The following is a 17,008-nucleotide window of genomic DNA, read 5'->3' on the forward strand; positions in this document are numbered from 1 at the left end:
GGCGAGGGGCGTTTTCGCGGCTGATCGGGTTTCCGGTCGAAGATCTTCCGCGCTGCCAAGATCGACGATCAGGGAATCGACGATCAGGGAACGGTGATGTCCGCCGTGTCGGCCAGGTCGGGGAGGATGGCCTGCCCGGACGCGGGCGCCGGGACCGGGCCGGAGGCGGGCATCGGTTGCGCGTACGCCATCGTCTGCGGCTCGTAATCATCGTCCGAGGCCGCGGGCGAGGCCGGTTGGCCGTAGGCGACCGGCTCCTGCGCCAGCATCGGCATCGGGTGCGGCGGCGGCATCGGGTGCGGCATCGGCATCGGCAGCTGCTGGGTGTGGTGCGGCGGCGGCTGGTGCGGGCCGGCCGGACCGGCGAGCGCGGCCGCCACCACGCGCTTGGCGATCTCGGGGGCGGCGGCCCAGTGCAGGCCCAGCTGGGAGGCGTGCACCTGCCGCCAGACGAAGCCCTCGGGATGACCACCCGCCCAGGTCCAGGCCGGAACCGAGCCGGCGCGCGGAGTGACGATCGCGCGGTGCTGCTTGTAGCCGGTGATCCGGGCCCCGGCCGGCGCGAGCAGCGAGGTGGTCGGCGCGGTCGCCTCCCGGTAACCCGCGACGGTCTGGTCCCCGGTGACCGCCGACGCGTCGATGACGGCGCACATCGGCCGGCCGTCGAAGTCACGGCCCAGCCAAGGCAGCGCCACCCCCTCGGCCACCACCGGCCAGCCGTCGTGCGCGAACTTCGCGACCGCGTTGCAGAGCCGGCGATTGGCGGAGAGCTCCTCGGCGTACCCCTCAGGCAGGCCCGCACCGACGATCAGCGCTCGGGTCCCGGCCGGCAGCGACTCGTCGCGCAGCGGATCGACGACGGCCACGTCGGCGCCGGCCGCGGTGAGAAGTTCGGCCGTCTCCACGTACGTATAGGGAGCACCCGGGCCACCGGCCAGCGCGACGATCGGGCGCTGGCCGCCCAGTTCGCCGCCGACCGCCTCGCTCGGGGTCCAGATCGGGCCCGGCAGGGTCGGCGCCGCGTTCGCCAGCGCCATCAGGCGGTCGAGATCGAGACCGCCGATGACGGCCTCGCCCAGGCGCCGCACCGCCCGGCTCGCCTCGACGGTGCGGTGCGCGACCGGCACCGGGCCGTGCGCCCGGGCCGGCAGGACGTTCGGCAGGTCACCGCGCCGCAGCGCGCCCAGCACCGGCATGCCGATGTCGTCCAGAGCGGTACGCAGCATCTGCTCGTGCCGCGGGGACGCCACCCGGTTGAGGATGACCCCGCCCAGGTGCACCATCTCGTCGAACATGCGGAAGCCGTGCACCAGCGCGGCCAGCGAATGGCCCATCGCCGCGACGTCGACCACCAGCACGACCGGGGCGCGCAGGGTGGCCGCGACCGCCGCCGTGCCGTCGATCTCCGGCTGCCCGGTCAGCGAGTCGAACAGGCCCATCGCGCCCTCGATCACCGACAGCTGCGACCCCGACGCGCCGTGCGCGAAGAGCGGGGCGATGCGCTGCGCGCCCACCAGCCGGGGGTCGAGGTTGCGGCCGGGACGACCGGCGGCCAGCCCGAGGTACGACGCGTCGGTGTGATCCGGCCCGACCTTGAACCCGGCGGCCGGGATGCCACGAGCCACGCAGGCCGCGAGCAGGCCGACGGCGACGGCCGTCTTCCCGTGCCCCGACGAGGGGGCGCTCACGACCAGGCGGGGCTGGGCGCTCATCAATGGTTCTCCTGACCTGGGCCGGTGGGCCGGTGAACAGCACCACCGATCGGCACAGTACCCGGCTGCGGGAGCAGTCGCCGGTCGCCGGGTAGCCTGCGAGGGTGTACCGGTTCCTGCTGACACCGCGCTGGCTGGGCGCGGCCGCGCTCACCGTGGTCGCGTCAGTGATCATGGTCATGCTGGGCAATTGGCAGCTCCACCGGTACCAGGAACGCAGCGCCATCAACGACCGGATCGACGCGGCCGACTCGACCCAGGCGGTGCCGCTCACCTCGATCCTGGCGGTGCCGACCACCGCCGGCGCAGCGGGTGCTTCCCCTGGTAAAAGCCATGCCTGGACCAAGGTGACGGCGACCGGGCGCTACGACCCGGCCCACGAGATCCAGGCCCGCGGACGCACCGTCGACGGCGATGTCGGCTTCGAGATCGTGACGCCCCTGGTGCTGGCCGACGGCTCGGCGGTGCTTGTCGACCGGGGCTGGGTGCCGGCTCCCGCGGGCGGGGCGAGCGCCGCCCCGACCGTCCCGGCGGCCCCGTCCGGCGAGGTCACCGTGGTCGGCCAGGTTCACCTGTCAGAAAGTCGACCGGCGGCGATCGAGCACCGCGACGGCCGGCTGGACACCCGGCGGATCTCGCTGCCCCGGCTCGCCCACGAGATGCCCTATCCGGTGTACGGGGCGTACGTGCTTCTCCTGGAGCAGACGCCGGCCAACGACGCGGCCTTCACCCGTATTCCGATCGACCACGAGGACGCCTGGCAGAACGGCGGCTACGCGGTCCAGTGGTGGATGTTCTCGCTGATGGCCCTGTTCGCGTACGGCTGGCAGGCTCGCAAGGAGGCGCAGGGTTCCGCCGCGCCCAGGGCGGCCGACCGCCCCGCCAAGCCGACTTTGCGCGACCGGGTGGCCGAGGCCGACCACCAGCGTGCGGCGGCCCGCGTGGCCGCGCTCCGTGAGCCGGTCGACCGGGTCGAGGAGGCCGACCGCCGCGCCGCAGCCGAACGGCTCGCCGCGGCGGACCGGCTCGCGGCGGCCGAGGCGGCTAGGCGCGCGGGTCCGAGCGGCCAAGACTAGGGTCCTTGCATGACCAGCCCGAGCGACCCGTGGGGTTCCGCCCCGGAAGATCCGTGGACCGTCCCCGACCCGTCGCCCGTGCCGCCCACGCACCCCGCGCACACTCCCCTGCCGCCCTCGCCGGCGCCGCCCGTTTCCGGCTATCCCGGGTCGGGGCCCGGATCCGGCCACCCCCTCGCCGAGCCGATCTCCGGTGCGGCGCCCGGCCCGGTAATCGTGCAGATCGCCGAGATCGCGGTCACCTCGACCACGGTGCACACGCCGGCCGGCGACATTCCCCTGGCCGGGTCGCAGTGGCAGGTAAGCGACTACTGGTTCAACTCGCAGCGCATCCCGAAGTGGGCGATCGTGATGGCCATCGTCGGCTTCTGCGTGCTGACCGTCTTCAGCCTGCTGTTCCTGCTGGTCAAGGAAACGGTGACGCAGGGCACGATCCAGATCACCGTCACCAACGGCACCCGGCAGTACGTCGCTCGCATCCCGGTGACCGACCAGGCCCAGGTGACGACGATCAACCAGCAGGTCAACTACGTCCGGAGCCTGGCCGCGATCTGAGCCGAGCCGCCGGTCAGGAGTCAGCTCCGCCGGCGTGCCGCAGCGAACGCACCGTGTCGATGGTGTCGGCCTCGGCGGCCGGCTTGTCGTCGCGGTAACGCAGGACCCGGGCGAAGCGCAGGGCGACGCCGCCGGGATAGCGCGGGGACGTCTGCACGCCGTCGAAGGCGATCTCGACGACCTGCTCGGGCCGGACCTCGACGACCCAGCCGTTGTCGGAGGTGGCCAGCTCCTGGAAACGGGCCGTCTGCCAGCGCAGCAGCTCGTCGGTCAGGCCCTTGAAGGTCTTGCCGAGCATGACGAAACCACCGGTCTCGGGGTCGCGGGCGCCCAGGTGCAGGTTGGACAGCCAGCCCTGGCGACGGCCGTGGCCCCACTCGACGCCGAGGACGACGAGGTCGAGGGTGTGCCGGGGTTTGACCTTGACCCAGGCCGAACCGCGGCGCCCCACGTCGTAGGGCGCCTCGAGGGCCTTCATCACCACGCCTTCCTGGCCGGCGGCGAGGGCGGCGGCGAACGCGGCGGCTGCCTCCTCCTCGGTGGTGACCGTGGTGCGGCCGACGAGCAGGGCCGCCGGCAACGTGTCGGCAAGGGCCTGCCAGCGCACCCGGCCCGGCTCGTCGAGCAGGTCGGTGCCGTCGAGGTGGAGCAGGTCGAAGAAATAGGGAACCAGGGCGGCCGACACCGTCCCCCGGGTGGCGGCCCGGCTCGACGTCTCCTGGAACGGGCGCGGCCGGCCGTCCGGGCCGAGCGTCATCGCCTCGCCGTCGAGCACCGCCTCGCGCAGCGGCAGCCGGCGGACCGCCTCGACCACTTCGGGCATGCGGCCGGTGATGTCGTCGAGGCTGCGGGTGAACACGGCCACGTCGTCGCCGGAGCGGTGCACTTGGATGCGGATGCCGTCGAGCTTCACGTCGACCGCGGCGGGGGCACCGGTGGCCAGCAGCGCGGCGCCGACGTCGGGTGCGCTCTGCGCGAGCATCGGGGTGAGCGGGGTGCCGACCCGCAGGGTGATCTCGGCGAGCACGGCCGCGCCGCCGGTCAGGGCGGCCACCGCGACCTGCTTGAGGTCACCGGAGAGCAGCAGCGCGCGGCGCACCACGGCGAGCGGGACCTCGGCCGCCTTGGCGATCGCGTCGGCGAGCAGCCCGGCCTGGGCGCCCTGCCGCAGCTCGCCCGAGAACAGCCCGATGAGCAGCCGCTGCTCGTCGGCGGTGGCCGCCCCGAACAGCGCGCCGAGCAGCTCGCGCCGCCGGGCCTGCGAACCGGCGCCGGCGACCACCGAGATCTCGGCGATGGCGGCGTCGACGGCGGCCACGGACAGGCTCGGCTCGGCGGCGGCCGGTGGCCGGTCACGCAGGCTCGCATAGCCGACGCCGGTCTGCCGCTGCGGCAGTTCACCGGCGAGGTAGGCGGACCCGGCGGCGATCTCCGCCGGGTCGAGACGCCGGAGCGCGTCGGCCAGCAACTCGATCTTGGTCTTGCGCCCGGAGGTGGCACTTACGGCAGCGGAGGTGGCCGCCAGGTCTAGGAACCGCACGGCCCTATCCTGGCAGCCACCTCCGACAATTTCGCCTCGTCGCACGGCTCCCGACCCCCGGTCTCCGCGCTTGGTGAGACGTTCCGCGCCCTCCCCCGTTGACAGGGCGCGAAAATCAGGCCGCGAGTGGCTCCGCGATGCGGAACCCGCGGGCCCGCACCGCATCGGCGACGCGGGAAAGCTGTGCGTCGATGGCGCACAGCGTCTGGGAGATCTCGTCGAGGTGCTCGGTCAGAGCGGTGTCGTCCCACCCGGAGACGTCGACCTCGTCGAGCGCGCGCACGGCGGCGCGCAGCCGGACGATCGATTCGAGACGGTCACGATTGCGAAGTCGATCGATGGCGTGGCGCGGCCCGACGGGCATCGGGCGCACCACCAGGGTCACCGAGTTGCCCGCCTCGGCGGCGGGCACATCATTCGAACGCATGTTCGAGATCCTAACAGGACCCGGACCTACATCAAATGGGCGAACGCCTCTGCCGCCTCGCCCGGAAGGGCCTGCGCGGCAACGAATCCGTCCGGCCGGACGAGGTACAGATGCCCTGGTCGCAGCGGTGTCCGCGGGGCTGCCGGGAAAATGTGAACCGCGACACCCAGGTCGGGAACCTCGGTCGCGGCCACTCCCCCGTACGCGTGAATCTGCCATTGAAGTGAGCGCAGGGCGGCGAAGTTGTCGCCGGCCCAGGGCAGCCGCCGGCCGACCACCGGATCGCGAGTGTTCTGCGCCGGCGGAAGCATCCGGTAATGGATGCGGATCTGCGAGACGTACTGGAACAGGCGGGAGCCGGCGCGGGTGGCCGGCACGAGACGGACGCCGATCGGGGCGGCCAGCGGCACTATCGCGCGACGCAGGACCCGCGAGACCGGCGACTGGGAGGTGATCGCGCCGAAGATCCGGTCGGTGGTGCCGACGAGACGTTGCGCGACCGGGCGGCGTTCCGCCTCGTAACGGTCGAGCCAGCGGTCCTTGCGCCGGCCGTGCAGCACGTCGGCCAGCTTGAACGCGAGGTTGTGGGCGTCCTGCAGACCGGTGTTCATGCCCTGGCCGCCGACCGGCGAGTGCACGTGCGCGGCGTCGCCGGCCAGGAAGAACGGCCCGTCACGGAACTGCTTGGCGATGCGGTGGTGCACCTTGTACGTGGCGAACCAGCGCGCCTTGTCATAGGTGACCGCGAACCGGCGCAGCCGTGGCCGCACGTCCTCCTCCGTGAAACGGGCGTCGCCGTCGGCGTCGCGGACCAGGCCGATCAGCCGCCAGGTGCCGCGGCCCGGCATCGGGAAGCCGAGCAGGAAGTCGTCGGAGCCGGGCCGTACGTTTATCGCGCCCTCGACCATCCCGGCGGCGGCGAGGGCGTCGATCACGTAGAAGCGATGCGGGTTGGTGACGCCCTCGAAGTCGATGCGGCGGGCCCGGCGGACCGCCGAGTTGGCGCCGTCGCAGCCGACGCAGAACCGGGCGCGGACGGTGTCGTTGCCGGCCTTCGCCTCGACGCCGTCGTCGGTCTGCACCATCGCGGTAACGGGTGTCTCCCACCGCACTCGCAGGCCGAGCTTGCCCAGGTTCTCGTGGAGGATCTCCTCGTTGCGGCTCTGCTCGAGGATCTCGATGTACGGGAACGGGGTGACGCCCTCGCCGATCCGGCCGAGCGACACCCGCCCGTAGACCCGGTCGAGGAACCCGGGCGCGATCGCGTCGGCCCGCCGGGCCGCGGACAGTACGAGGTCGCCGAGGCCGAGCTGGTCGTAGATCTCGAGGCTGCGGGCCTGCACGACAAGCGCCCGGGATTCCCGGGTCGGGCCGTCCTTGCCGTCCACCACGATCACGTCGACCCCGAGTTTGACCAGCCAGTTGGCAAGCATCAGCCCGGTCGGGCCGGCTCCCACCACCAGCACGTCACACGTCAGGTCGGCCATCGGCGACCCTCCTTCAGCTCGTCGGCGCCTCCGCCACATTCTTGAGCAGCAGGGCCTCGGCCAGGCAGACCCGCTCGAACTCGCCCAGGTGAAGGCTCTCGTCCGGGCCGTGTGCTCCCGAGTAAGGATCCTCCACCCCAGTGACCAGAATCGATGCCTGCGGGAACAGTTCCTGGAAGGTGGCGATGAACGGGATCGAGCCACCGACACCCATGTCGACCGGGGCGGTGCCGTCCCAGGCGCTGGTGAACGCGGTGCGGGCCGCGTCGTAGAACGGGCCGGTCGCATCGATCACACAGGGTGAGCCGCCGGCCTCCAGGGTCACCTCGACCTGGGCCCCCCACGGGACGAACTTCTCCAGGTGGGCGCGGACCGCCGCGTACGCCGACGTGGGGTCGTCGCCCGGGGCGAGCCGTACGCTGATCTTCGCCTTCGCGGCGGGCTGCAACGCGTTCGCCGCCTCGAAGGTGCGGGGCGCGTCGATGCCCAGCACCGAGATGGCCGGCTTGGTCCAGATGCGGTCGGTGATCGTGCCGTGCCCGATCAGCCGGACGCCGTCGACGACGCCGCCCTCCTCCCGGAACCGCTCCTCCGGGTAGTCGACCTCGGCGCCCTCGCGAGCGGCCAGGCCGCCGACGGCCACCTCGCCCGCGTCGTCGTGCAGGGTCGACAGCAACCGGGCCAGGGTCATCAGAGCGTCCGGGACGGGACCGCCGAACATGCCGCTGTGCACGGCGCTCTTGAGCACCCTGACCTCGACGAACAGGTTGACGATGCCGCGCAGCGAGGTGGTCAGCGCGGGCTGGCCGATGTCCCAGTTGCCGGAGTCGGCGATCACGATGACGTCGGAACGCAGCTCCTCGGTGTGCGCCTCGATGATGTCGTTGAGCGAGTCGGAGCCGTATTCCTCCTCACCCTCGACGAACACCACCACGCCGACCGGCAGCTGGTCGCCGAACGCCCGCAACGCGGCGACGTGCGCCAGCACGCCCGCCTTGTCGTCGGCGGCGCCGCGCCCGTAGAGGCGGCCGTCCCGCTCGACCGGCTCGAACGGATCGCTGGTCCACAGCGCCACGTCGCCGGTCGGCTGCACGTCGTGGTGCGCGTAGAGCAGCACAGTGGGGGCGCCGGCCGGAGCCGCCTTGCGGCCGATGACCGCCGGCTGGCCGCCGTGCCGCACGATCTCCGTCTCCAGCCCGCAGCCCCGCAGCAGCTCGGCGACGGCCTCCGCGGACCGCTCGACCTGGGTGTGGTCGAAGCCCTCGAAGGCGATGCCCGGGATCCGGACCAGGTTTTCCAGGTCGCGACGGACTCCGGGCATCTCGCGCGCGATCGCGGCGCGCAGATCGGTTTCACTCAAGCTCATGGAACCGACCCTAGCGGTCAGTTGCTCGAATCCCGCCCTCGGCCGGAGGCCCAGTCCCGGGCGCCCTTCGCCGCCGAACCGGCCAGGTCGGCGGCGCCCCCACCGACCTTGCGGACCAGGGTGACGAGCGGGTCCTGGGAGTTGGCGAAGCTCTCCCGGTAGGAGTTGGCGGCGGCCTTCACCTCGTCGGCGACCGAGGCGTCCCGGTCGTCGTCGCGGCGCGGGTAGTCGCCGCCGAGGATCCGCGCGTAATCGCCGGAGTCGACCCACCGGCGCAGGTCGGCGGCGCGGGCCACCGGCACCGGGTGGGTGCTGCCCAGCGTCATGCCGAACTTGTGGATGCTGTCGCGCAGGTCGCCGCCGGTTTCGTATTCGGCCGCCTGCTCCACGAACGCGGCGGTGTCGATCTGCGACAGGTCGCCGCCGCCGGCCAGCTTCATCAGCAGGCGCGTCGACGCGGCCGGGTCCTGCCCGGCGAGCAAGCCGGCCCGGTCGGCGGACAGTTCAGCCTTGCGCCACCACTCGAGCATCGCCGCGATGATGCCGCGCAGCGCCAGCGCGCCGACCGGCAGCCAGGCGATGTTCGTCGTCCAGGCGGTCAGGATCGTCATGATCGTCTTGTACACGGCGTGCCCGCTGAGCACGTGGCCCAACTCGTGCCCGAGCACCGCGCGCAGCTCGTCGTCGTCGAGTTTCTCCACTGCCGCCGTGGTGATCACGATGAACGGCTTGTTGAGCCCGATCGCCTGACCGTTGATGATCGGCGACTGGCTCACGAACAGCTCGGGCAGCTCGGCCACGTCGAGCGCGGCCGCCGCCTCGGCGTAGCGCTGGTAGACCCGTGGGTACTGCCGATGATCGACCCGGATGGCGCCGGCCAGGAACTGCAGGCGGAACCCGCGCTCGTTCCACATGCCGAAGAACGCCTTCACCAGGTCGTCGAAGCCGCGCAGCTCGCGCAGGGCGGTCAGCGCGCCCCGGTCGGCCGGGTGCTCCCAGGCCCGCGAGCTGATTCCGGTGAGCGTGACCCGCCGGCGCACCGGACGGTTCTCTTCGTCGGTCATCTTCCCCGCCTCATGAAACTGTCGTCGCCGGTCGCCGCGGCGCCGTCGACGATGAGGTCGGCGGCGGCGGCGGTCTCGTCCTCGGCGAAGTGCCGGTCCTCGGCAGCACGCCACCGCTCAAGGTACGCCCGGAACGCAACGCTGTCGTCGCCGTCGCGCTCTACAGCTCGCCGAAAACGCAGGTCAGGAGGGGCAACGACAAAAACGGCGAAGCTCAGCGACGGACGGATCCCGCGCCGCGCCGCGCTGACCCCCTCCAGCAGTACGACCGGCGCGGGCTCGACCGTGATCTCGGGCCCGTCGAACGTCCCGCTGCCCCAGTCGTACGCCCGATATGTCGGAGTCGACCCCTGGCGCAGCGGGTCGAGCACCAGCCTCTCCAGCCGCGGCCAGAACGTGAACTGGTCGTCCCACCCGTCCAGCAGGTCGTCGGTGTGCACGAGCGGAGCACCGCCGAGGGCCTCGGCGAGCCGGCCCGCGAACACCGTCTTGCCCGACCCGCTCGGCCCGTCGACAGCGACCAGGCGGACCCGGCCGAGACGCGGCGGCCGCGCCCGCACCCACGCGGCGAGCTCGGCGAACGTCTGCCGGACGGCCGGCCGCGCGTCAAGCACCCGAGCCGCCGGGTGCCGCCGGCGCCGTCGGGGCTCCCGGCGGCACGAACACCAGGCCCGGCGGCGGCCCCTGCTCGATCAACCGCCACAGCGCATCGGTGTCCAGGTGTTCCTCGACCAGGTCGCCGAGCACGTCGAGGGCCCGCCCGCGCAGGGCCGCGAACCGGGTGTCCGGCGCCACCACGAACCCGCGCCGGCCGGCGTCCCGCGCGGCCCGGGTCAGGAATCGCCGCCGGAACTCGTCGTTCTCGAACGCGCCATGCCAGTGCGTGCCGGACACGTTGCCGGCCACCGCCCCCTCCGGCCGCCCGTCGTCGTAGCGCAGCAGCGGTTCCGGCTCACCACCCACCACCAGGCCGTGATGGATCTCGTAGCCGTGCACCGGCGCACCCAGCCCCGCCCCGGCGGACCGGGTGAGGGTCTTGCGCTCGGCGAACGCGATGTCCACCGGGAGCAGCCCGAGCCCGTCGACCACGCCGGCACCGCTCTCCACCTCGTCGTCGATGCGGCGCGACAGCATCTGGAAGCCGCCGCAGATGCCGAGCAGCGGTTTGCCGGCCGCCGCGTGCCGCCGGATCGCCTCGTCCAGCCCACGCTCGCGCAGCCAGGCCAGATCGCTGACGGTGGCTTTCGAGCCGGGCAGCACCACCAGGTCGGCGTCGGCGAGGTCGCCGGGTTCGATGGTCAGATGCACCCGCACACCCGGTTCGGCGGCGAGCGCCTCGGCGTCGGTCGCGTTGGAGATGCGCGGCAGCCGCACCACCGCGACCCGCAGCCACTCGGTGCCGTGCGGCGGTCCGGGCCGGCCGAGCGTACGCCCGTAGGCCAGCGAATCCTCGGCGTCGAGCCACACGTCCGGGTGGAACGGCAGCACCCCGTGCACCGGTCGCCCGGTGACCGCGGTGATCATGTCGAGCCCCGGCTTGAGCAGCCCGGGATCGCCCCGGAACTTGTTTATGACGAAGCCCGCGACCAGCGCCTGATCCTCGGGGCCGAGCAGCGCGAGGGTGCCGAACAGCGCCGCGAACACCCCGCCCCGGTCGATGTCACCGACCACGATTGCCGGCAGTCCGGCCGCCCGCGCCAGGCCCATGTTGACGAAGTCGCCGTCCCGGAGGTTGATCTCGGCCGGGCTGCCCGCCCCCTCGCAGATCACCGCGTCGAACTCGGTGCGCAACTCCTCGAACGTCGCGAAGGCGGTGCCGGCCAGCCGCGCCCGCATGTCGCGGTAGTTGGTCGCGGTGACCGTGCCGACCGCCTCGCCGAGCAGCACGACCTGACTGGACCGGTCGCTGCCCGGCTTGAGCAGCACCGGGTTGAAGCGGACGTCGGCCTCGATCCCGCAGGCCGCGGCCTGCATGGCCTGCGCCCGTCCGATCTCTCCGCCGCGGCCGTCGGTCCCGACGACGACGGCCGAGTTGTTCGACATGTTCTGCGCCTTGAACGGCGCGACGCGCACCCCGCGCCGGTGCAGCCATCGGCAGATGCCGGCCGTGAGCACGCTCTTGCCGGCGTCCGAAGTGGTGCCGGCGACGAGAAGACCCCCGCTCATCGCCGTCCCCGGGCCAGGCCGGCCGCGAGCACCGCGGCCACCACCCCGACCGCGCCCGAAACCCGGGCCGCGCGCCGCAGGTGCTTGGCCGACGGCCGGGGTCCGTCGCCCAGGAACGGGCGCACCTCACTTCGTCCGAAATAGACGTTTCGCCCGCCCAGCCGTACGCCCAGCGCCCCCGCCATCGCCGACTCGCACTGGCCCGCATTTGGCGACGGATGGTCGTCGCGGTCGCGTTTCCAGACCCGCAGCGTCTCCCGGGGCGTCCCGCCGGCGATCGGGGCCACCGCGACCGTCAGCAACCCGGTGAGCCGGGACGGCGCCAGGTTGAGCAGGTCGTCGAGCCGGGCCGCCGGCGTGCCGAACCGGGCATATCGGTCCGATCGATGCCCGACCATCGCGTCGAGCGTGTTGGCGGCCCGATAGGCCAGCAGTCCCGGCAGACCGAGCAGTCCACCCCAGACGAGCGGCGCAACGACGGCGTCCGAGGTGTTCTCGGCGACCGACTCGACAGTGGCCCGGGCCAGCTCCGACTCGTCCAACCTCGACGGGTCCCGGCCGCACAGGTGGTTGAGCCGCCCGCGAGCCGCCATCAGGTCGCCGGACTCCAGGTGGCGGGCCATGATCCGGGACTCGCGGCGCAGGGTGCGACCGCCGAGCACCGTCCAGGTCGCGGCCGTGACCAGGACCGCCCGGACGATCGGCCGCCGGCGGGTGGCCGCCGCCCCGACGAGCCCCAGCAGTGCGGGCCCGCCGACGGCGACGGCGGTGAACAGGGCGCCGGACCGGCGATCCGGGGCATACAGCTTCTTCTCGAGCGCACCGGCCGCCGTGCCGAAGCCGGCGACCGGATGGAACCGGCGCGGATCACCGAGAACGGCGTCGAGCAGGAAACCGGCGAGCAGCCCGGCGGCATCCGCCTTCGCCATCCTCAAATCCCCCAACTGATCAGATTACGGGCACAGCGCGCGCACCCAGACCGGGTGCTCGGCCGCTTCGGGCGTCGCGTCGAACGGCACCGGCTCTATCTCACCCCACACGATCGCGCCCGGTGCGCGATCCACCAGGAACTCGGTGACGATCGCGTGCAGGTCGCCGGTGGCCCGGTAGGGCAGGTGGAAGGGCAGCTCCTCGGGCCCGCACGACCGGGTCGCACAGCGCAGTTGCCCCGCCTCCCCGTGGTGCCAGACATAGAACGTGACCGGCCCCGCGTGATGCATGGCGGCCACCTGCTCGCGAAGCAGTTCGGCCGTCTCCTCGAAAGCGGCCACCACCTCGTCGGCCGACAGGCCCATGCGTTCGTGCGGTGGAGCGCCGAACCAGTTGGTGTTGACGTGCTCGGCGTCCTGGTCGTGCGGCGAGAGCACTAGTGTCTCGCCCGCGATCGCGCGGATCTCCTTCAACAGCACGGGTTCAGTCTGCCCGCCCCACCCCGGTCCGGCCCAACCGGGCAGGTCGGCCGGGTGGCCCGATCAATCGGAACGATCGGGCCACCCGGTTCGAGGAAGTCACCGACGGGTCAGGCGGCAACCGGCTCCCGCTTCGACCGACGGCTCCGACGCGCGGCCGCCGGCTGCTCCGCCACCAGCCGCTCCACTTCGAGCGTGAGCTCGTCGTCGTCCGGCGGCTCGGAACCCGGCGAGTCCGAAACCGGCGGCTCGGAACCCGGCGGCACCGACAGGGGCGCCGTCGGCCCGGTCTCCGGGAAGGTCGGCTCCTCGTCGGCCGAGGGTGGCAGCCCCTCGCCGAAGCCGAGCGGCGCGTCCCCGGCCGGGACGGTAAGCGTCAGCTCGCCGCCGATCATGGCTTCCGCCTCGGCGTCCTCCACCGCGCCGGCCAGCGGAACGGCCTTGTTGCGATAGAACCGGCCACGCCCGCGGGCCAGGTCGTGACCGATGGAGAACGCCTCCATCTCATAAGACACGCGGGCCTTGTTGTCGTCGTCGGTCCAGTCCCGGGTGTAGAGCCGTCCGTAGACGATCACCGGGTCACCCACCTGGACCGACGTGACGATGCCCTCGGCGAGCCGGCGCCACGCGGTGACCCGCACCCGCAGGTTGTTGCCGTCGACCCAGCGGTTGGTCTCCCGGTCGAACCGCCGGGCCGTGGAGGCGATCCGGAAGTTGGCCACCAGGGATCCGGAACTGGCGATACGGCGCCACTCGGGGGTCGTGAGCGCGTTACCCACGACTACGAGGTTGGTGTCGAACATGTGCCCTCCTGTGTCGGAACGTTTGCGGAGGCGAGCATGTCGGCTGCGGCGTACCGTCCGGGGATCTTGCGGGGAAGCCTGTGGATTGGGGATATCGGCCGGAAGGCCGCTCGATCTGGTATGACCGCGGCCTACGCCTGGGTAACCTGGGCTGCGTGGAGACCGACGTCCTGGGACCGCCATATGAGCGGCACACGATCAACCTGCTCAGCGACGACGAGGGTCCGGTGGTGGCGACCCTGGTGCGCCGGCGCGGGGAAAATCCGAGTCGTCGCGCTGTGCTCTATGTGCACGGCTTCGTGGACTACTTCTTCCAGACCCATCTGGCCGACTTCTTCGTCGAGCGGGGCTGGGACTTCTACGCCCTCGACCTGCGCAAGTACGGCCGCAGCCTGCTGCCGCACCAGACGCCGAACTTCGCGCGCAGCCTCACCGACTACTACCCGGAGCTGGACGAGGCGGCCCGGATCATCCGCGAGGAGGACGGCCACGACCAACTGCTGGTGGCCGGCCACTCGACCGGTGGGTTGATCACGGCGCTCTGGTCGCACTCCCGGCAGGGCCGAGGTCTCGTCGACGGGCTGTTCCTGAACAGTCCGTTCTTCGACTTCAACGTGCCGTGGCTGGTCAAGCGCCCGTTGATGGCGACGGTGCTGCGGATGAGCGGCCGCACGCCCTACCGCAAGATCCCGACCGCCGGCCTCACCATCTACGGCGAGAGCCTGCACTCCGACCACCGTGGTGAGTGGACATATGACCTGGCCTGGAAGCCGATGGAGAGTTTCCCGGTGACGGCCGGCTGGCTCAAGGCGATCCGCCGGGGTCAGCAGCGGCTGCAGGCGGGGCTGTCCATCGACGCGCCGGTGCTGGTGGCCTGCTCCACCCGTACGTTCCGGGGTAAGGCCTGGTCGGAGGACGTCCGGGTGACCGACGCGGTGCTTGACGTGGCGCACATCGCGCGGTGGGCGCCGGGCCTGGGCCCGCTCGTGACGGTGGCCCGGTTCGACGGCGGCATGCATGATCTGACGCTCTCCGGCAAAGATGTGCGGGCGGCGGTGTTCCACGAGCTCGGGCGCTGGGTGGACGCCTTCGTGCCGGCACCGGGAACGCCGGAGATCGAGGTGCCGCCCGCGCCGGAGGAGAGCGCCCCGGAGAAGGCGGAGGACAACGAAACCGCGACCGCCTAGTATGTGGCTGGCCAGCGCTCGTAGCTCAGCGGATAGAGCAACGGACTTCTAATCCGTCGGTCGCAGGTTCGAATCCTGCCGGGCGCGCCATTCATATGATCTACCAGGGCTTTCGCATCTGCCGATGCTTGGGCTAGTCCCCTGGTTACCCAGATTGTTACCTACTTTGACGAAACGGCGACGTCAGAGCAGTGCTGCAACGGATGCCTTGTCGCCCATGAGGTCACGGCCAAGGTACACGCGAGCGGTCATAGCCAGATCGGTGTGACCAAGCTGGTCAGCGATCGTCGCGATCGGTACGCCAGCTTGGTCGAGCAACGTCGCGACGGTCCGGCGGAACGTATGCGGCGTAGCCCACGGGAAGCCGCCCCCGATGAAGATGCGAGCCAGGGCCTTGGCCGAGTTGCTCTGATCCCACACCCGCCCCGGCTCGTTCAGGTGGTGAGGCGAGCTGAACATCAAACCGTCGGTGCCGAGCCGCTCAGCCCTCGCCGTCAACCGTGCGAGCAGCCACGGGGGAAGGTTGAGCCGCCGATCGGAACCGCGCGTCTTGGTTCCACGTACGTGAGCCGTTCCCGCCAAAAGGTCAAGGTCACCCCTGCAGATGGCGCGAGCTTCGTTGATCCGGACGCCCGTACCCGCCATGAACGCCACCAGGTCGGCCACCGCTTCGCGCTTCCGCCGGGTGCGCGGATTGATGGTCTCCGACAGCGTGAGCTTGTCCGCGTACGCGAAGATCGCTTCCCGCTCGCCCTTCGTCAACGCTCGCGCGGTGTCCCGCTCCCGAACCGGCGTCTTGACGGCCTGGGCCTTGACCGCCCGGATCTGGCGAAGCGCGTTGGTCGACAGCGTGCCGTTGTCGATGGCGAACCCGAGGATGCCGACAGGACACTACGGCTCATCTTCGATGCTCCAGTTCCATGCCGATCTGCCACCACCTGGAGGAACGCCCTCAGCCGTTGGGGATCGTTCACCTGCACGAGCGTCAGGCCACGGATGCTTGAGCCCTGAACGTCGATGTAGCGGGCGAAGGTCCGGCCATAGTCCAGGACTGTCCTCGCGCTCAGGCCAGAGTCGGTCCGCCGGATGTGGGTCAGCCACAGCTCTCCCGCCGCCGCCAGCTTCATTCCCGAGGTCATCTCGACATGGCCGCGTTCCCGTTCGGCAAGGGCCGTCTCGACCGCCTGCGTAGCGGCGCGCTTCGTGGAAGCGAACCGGGAGATCTCGCCGACCATGCCGTCGTAACCCCGGTGATAGCAACGCGCTCGCCAACGCTCGGCACGGCGTGGAGTAGCTGCCCGCTTCCACTTGCCTTCCGCGTCCCGCGCCTGCGGGGTGGCTTCGATCTCGCCGTGCTCGCCGAGACCAAGGGCTCGCCTGCTCATGCATCACCTTCCATCTCGGCTATCTGAGCATCAATCAATGCATCGTCTTCCGGCGACCACTTCGGGTTGATCAGCTTCATGGCCTTGTCCGTCACACCACCTCCGGCTTCACCCGACTTCACCGGGGTGAGCAGGCCACGCCGTCGCGCTTCGGCGATGCGGTTGGCCCACGTGCCGCTCGCCCCTCCGTGTTTGGTCGCGAGCGTCTTCGCGGGTGACCGGTCACCGTCCTGGACCAGAAACGCGTACTCAAGAGCGAGACCGGCGTAGTCCGTGTCGTCACGCGACCGCCGTCCGCGTGCGTCCTCCAGGAAGGGCGCTAGATAGACCGCTGACGGGTTCACCAAGCGAAGACCCGTCGAACCCGTAGGGCCAGCGAGTTGCGCGCTCAGTGCCTTCCTGGAGGCTGCCAGCAACTCGCCGATGGGCAGGGAACGGATGGTCTTGCTCGACATGGCAGGCGTACCGGATTCGACGGCCTGACGGACGGCGAACTCAACGAGACGCCACTCGCCGAGCGCATCTCCCGAAGCCGTCAGCCGGAACGCCACGAGCCAGACCTGCTCGCCGTCGTCGTGGCCATGCACGGCGAGCGCTTCCTGCTGGGTTTCCCCAACCCACACGACAGGCAGGTTCAAGCCCGCCGCCGTCGCCAGAGCCTGGCTCAGGCTTGAAGGTGATCTCTGCATGTCAGTCAACCTAGCACATGGTGAGTTGCCACAATCACTGTTATAGCGGGTTGGCACTCTCATTATTGGTGGCTACGCTTCGATGGAGATCACCCGGGCTCACGCCACCAGAGATCAGAGAAGAGACACATGGCTACATCCC

17 protein-coding genes and 1 tRNA gene are annotated in these 17,008 nt (G+C 71.3%); 4 read left to right on the plus strand and 14 right to left on the minus strand.

Annotated elements, in window-relative coordinates:
- Positions 1-83 precede the first annotated feature (83 nt).
- Entirely contained in the window at positions 84-1,712 is a 1,629-nt protein-coding gene (locus Afe05nite_RS06675) for a cobyrinic acid a,c-diamide synthase CobB (RefSeq protein ID WP_203816088.1), read from the minus strand.
- Positions 1,713-1,816: 104 nt separating this feature from the next.
- Here Afe05nite_RS06675 and Afe05nite_RS06680 point away from each other — a divergent pair, with 104 nt between their 5' ends.
- Both Afe05nite_RS06680 and Afe05nite_RS06685 read left to right on the plus strand, forming a co-directional pair.
- On the plus strand, positions 1,817-2,788 hold the full coding sequence (locus tag Afe05nite_RS06680) for an SURF1 family cytochrome oxidase biogenesis protein (RefSeq protein WP_203816089.1): 972 nt from the start codon (positions 1,817-1,819) through the stop codon (positions 2,786-2,788).
- A gap of 9 nt (positions 2,789-2,797) precedes the next feature.
- A complete protein-coding gene (locus Afe05nite_RS06685; RefSeq protein ID WP_203816090.1) occupies positions 2,798-3,343 on the plus strand; it encodes a hypothetical protein in 546 nt (181 codons plus the stop codon).
- A 13-nt stretch (positions 3,344-3,356) separates the two neighbouring features.
- Here Afe05nite_RS06685 and Afe05nite_RS06690 read toward each other — a convergent pair whose 3' ends face one another.
- The 10 genes from Afe05nite_RS06690 to Afe05nite_RS06735 all read right to left on the minus strand — a co-directional run bounded on the left by Afe05nite_RS06690 (position 3,357) and on the right by Afe05nite_RS06735 (position 13,605).
- Complete coding sequence (locus Afe05nite_RS06690; protein ID WP_203816091.1) at positions 3,357-4,883, minus strand: ATP-dependent DNA ligase; 1,527 nt, start codon at positions 4,881-4,883, stop codon at positions 3,357-3,359.
- 115 nt (positions 4,884-4,998) lie between these two features.
- Entirely contained in the window at positions 4,999-5,310 is a 312-nt protein-coding gene (locus Afe05nite_RS44815; RefSeq protein WP_307835627.1) for a hypothetical protein, read from the minus strand.
- 26 nt (positions 5,311-5,336) lie between these two features.
- Positions 5,337-6,797: an FAD-dependent monooxygenase gene (locus tag Afe05nite_RS06700; RefSeq protein ID WP_203816092.1), complete on the minus strand. Its 1,461-nt coding sequence runs from the start codon at positions 6,795-6,797 to the stop codon at positions 5,337-5,339.
- A 13-nt stretch (positions 6,798-6,810) separates the two neighbouring features.
- The gene (locus Afe05nite_RS06705; RefSeq protein ID WP_203816219.1) at positions 6,811-8,157 is read right to left on the minus strand and encodes a dipeptidase; all 1,347 of its coding nucleotides are present in this window, start codon (positions 8,155-8,157) and stop codon (positions 6,811-6,813) included.
- A gap of 23 nt (positions 8,158-8,180) precedes the next feature.
- The gene (locus tag Afe05nite_RS06710) at positions 8,181-9,227 is read right to left on the minus strand and encodes a M48 family metallopeptidase (protein WP_203816093.1); all 1,047 of its coding nucleotides are present in this window, start codon (positions 9,225-9,227) and stop codon (positions 8,181-8,183) included.
- A complete protein-coding gene (locus Afe05nite_RS06715; protein WP_203816094.1) occupies positions 9,224-9,841 on the minus strand; it encodes a uridine kinase family protein in 618 nt (205 codons plus the stop codon). Before Afe05nite_RS06715 ends, Afe05nite_RS06710 begins: the two co-directional genes overlap by 4 nt.
- Positions 9,834-11,393, minus strand: coding sequence for a cobyric acid synthase (locus Afe05nite_RS06720; RefSeq protein WP_203816095.1), 1,560 nt, complete (start codon positions 11,391-11,393; stop codon positions 9,834-9,836). The genes Afe05nite_RS06715 and Afe05nite_RS06720 overlap by 8 nt, the downstream gene beginning before the upstream one ends.
- The gene (locus Afe05nite_RS06725; RefSeq protein WP_203816096.1) at positions 11,390-12,322 is read right to left on the minus strand and encodes a cobalamin biosynthesis protein; all 933 of its coding nucleotides are present in this window, start codon (positions 12,320-12,322) and stop codon (positions 11,390-11,392) included. Before Afe05nite_RS06725 ends, Afe05nite_RS06720 begins: the two co-directional genes overlap by 4 nt.
- Before the next feature lie 24 nt (positions 12,323-12,346).
- Positions 12,347-12,802: a hypothetical protein gene (locus tag Afe05nite_RS06730; RefSeq protein ID WP_203816097.1), complete on the minus strand. Its 456-nt coding sequence runs from the start codon at positions 12,800-12,802 to the stop codon at positions 12,347-12,349.
- A gap of 110 nt (positions 12,803-12,912) precedes the next feature.
- Positions 12,913-13,605: a single-stranded DNA-binding protein gene (locus tag Afe05nite_RS06735; RefSeq protein WP_203816098.1), complete on the minus strand. Its 693-nt coding sequence runs from the start codon at positions 13,603-13,605 to the stop codon at positions 12,913-12,915.
- A gap of 155 nt (positions 13,606-13,760) precedes the next feature.
- Here Afe05nite_RS06735 and Afe05nite_RS06740 point away from each other — a divergent pair, with 155 nt between their 5' ends.
- The gene (locus Afe05nite_RS06740; RefSeq protein ID WP_203816099.1) at positions 13,761-14,792 is read left to right on the plus strand and encodes an alpha/beta hydrolase; all 1,032 of its coding nucleotides are present in this window, start codon (positions 13,761-13,763) and stop codon (positions 14,790-14,792) included.
- A gap of 14 nt (positions 14,793-14,806) precedes the next feature.
- Positions 14,807-14,882, plus strand: a tRNA-Arg gene (locus Afe05nite_RS06745).
- Between the two features lie 93 nt (positions 14,883-14,975).
- Here Afe05nite_RS06745 and Afe05nite_RS06750 read toward each other — a convergent pair.
- Genes Afe05nite_RS06750 through Afe05nite_RS06760 form a run of 3 tightly spaced genes read right to left on the minus strand, consistent with a single transcriptional unit; the run spans position 14,976 to position 16,866 of the window.
- Complete coding sequence (locus Afe05nite_RS06750; RefSeq protein ID WP_203816100.1) at positions 14,976-15,554, minus strand: tyrosine-type recombinase/integrase; 579 nt, start codon at positions 15,552-15,554, stop codon at positions 14,976-14,978.
- The gene (locus Afe05nite_RS06755) at positions 15,551-16,177 is read right to left on the minus strand and encodes a hypothetical protein (RefSeq protein ID WP_203816101.1); all 627 of its coding nucleotides are present in this window, start codon (positions 16,175-16,177) and stop codon (positions 15,551-15,553) included. The genes Afe05nite_RS06750 and Afe05nite_RS06755 overlap by 4 nt, the downstream gene beginning before the upstream one ends.
- Complete coding sequence (locus Afe05nite_RS06760) at positions 16,174-16,866, minus strand: hypothetical protein (protein WP_203816102.1); 693 nt, start codon at positions 16,864-16,866, stop codon at positions 16,174-16,176. The genes Afe05nite_RS06755 and Afe05nite_RS06760 overlap by 4 nt, the downstream gene beginning before the upstream one ends.
- Positions 16,867-17,008 lie beyond the last annotated feature (142 nt).

Origin of the sequence: Paractinoplanes ferrugineus, assembly GCF_016862195.1 — a bacterium.
Taxonomy (GTDB): Bacteria; Actinomycetota; Actinomycetes; order Mycobacteriales; family Micromonosporaceae; genus Actinoplanes; species Actinoplanes ferrugineus.

Coding starts and splice junctions, on each gene's coding strand:
- Afe05nite_RS06675 (WP_203816088.1), bottom strand. CDS start 1,712: ATGAGCGCCCAGCCCCGCCTGGTCGTGAGCGCCCCCTCGTCGGGGCAC.
- Afe05nite_RS06685 (WP_203816090.1), top strand. CDS start 2,798: ATGACCAGCCCGAGCGACCCGTGGGGTTCCGCCCCGGAAGATCCGTGG.
- Afe05nite_RS44815 (WP_307835627.1), bottom strand. CDS start 5,310: ATGCGTTCGAATGATGTGCCCGCCGCCGAGGCGGGCAACTCGGTGACC.
- Afe05nite_RS06700 (WP_203816092.1), bottom strand. CDS start 6,797: ATGGCCGACCTGACGTGTGACGTGCTGGTGGTGGGAGCCGGCCCGACC.
- Afe05nite_RS06710 (WP_203816093.1), bottom strand. CDS start 9,227: ATGACCGACGAAGAGAACCGTCCGGTGCGCCGGCGGGTCACGCTCACC.
- Afe05nite_RS06720 (WP_203816095.1), bottom strand. CDS start 11,393: ATGAGCGGGGGTCTTCTCGTCGCCGGCACCACTTCGGACGCCGGCAAG.
- Afe05nite_RS06725 (WP_203816096.1), bottom strand. CDS start 12,322: ATGGCGAAGGCGGATGCCGCCGGGCTGCTCGCCGGTTTCCTGCTCGAC.
- Afe05nite_RS06735 (WP_203816098.1), bottom strand. CDS start 13,605: ATGTTCGACACCAACCTCGTAGTCGTGGGTAACGCGCTCACGACCCCC.
- Afe05nite_RS06755 (WP_203816101.1), bottom strand. CDS start 16,177: ATGAGCAGGCGAGCCCTTGGTCTCGGCGAGCACGGCGAGATCGAAGCC.
- Afe05nite_RS06760 (WP_203816102.1), bottom strand. CDS start 16,866: ATGCAGAGATCACCTTCAAGCCTGAGCCAGGCTCTGGCGACGGCGGCG.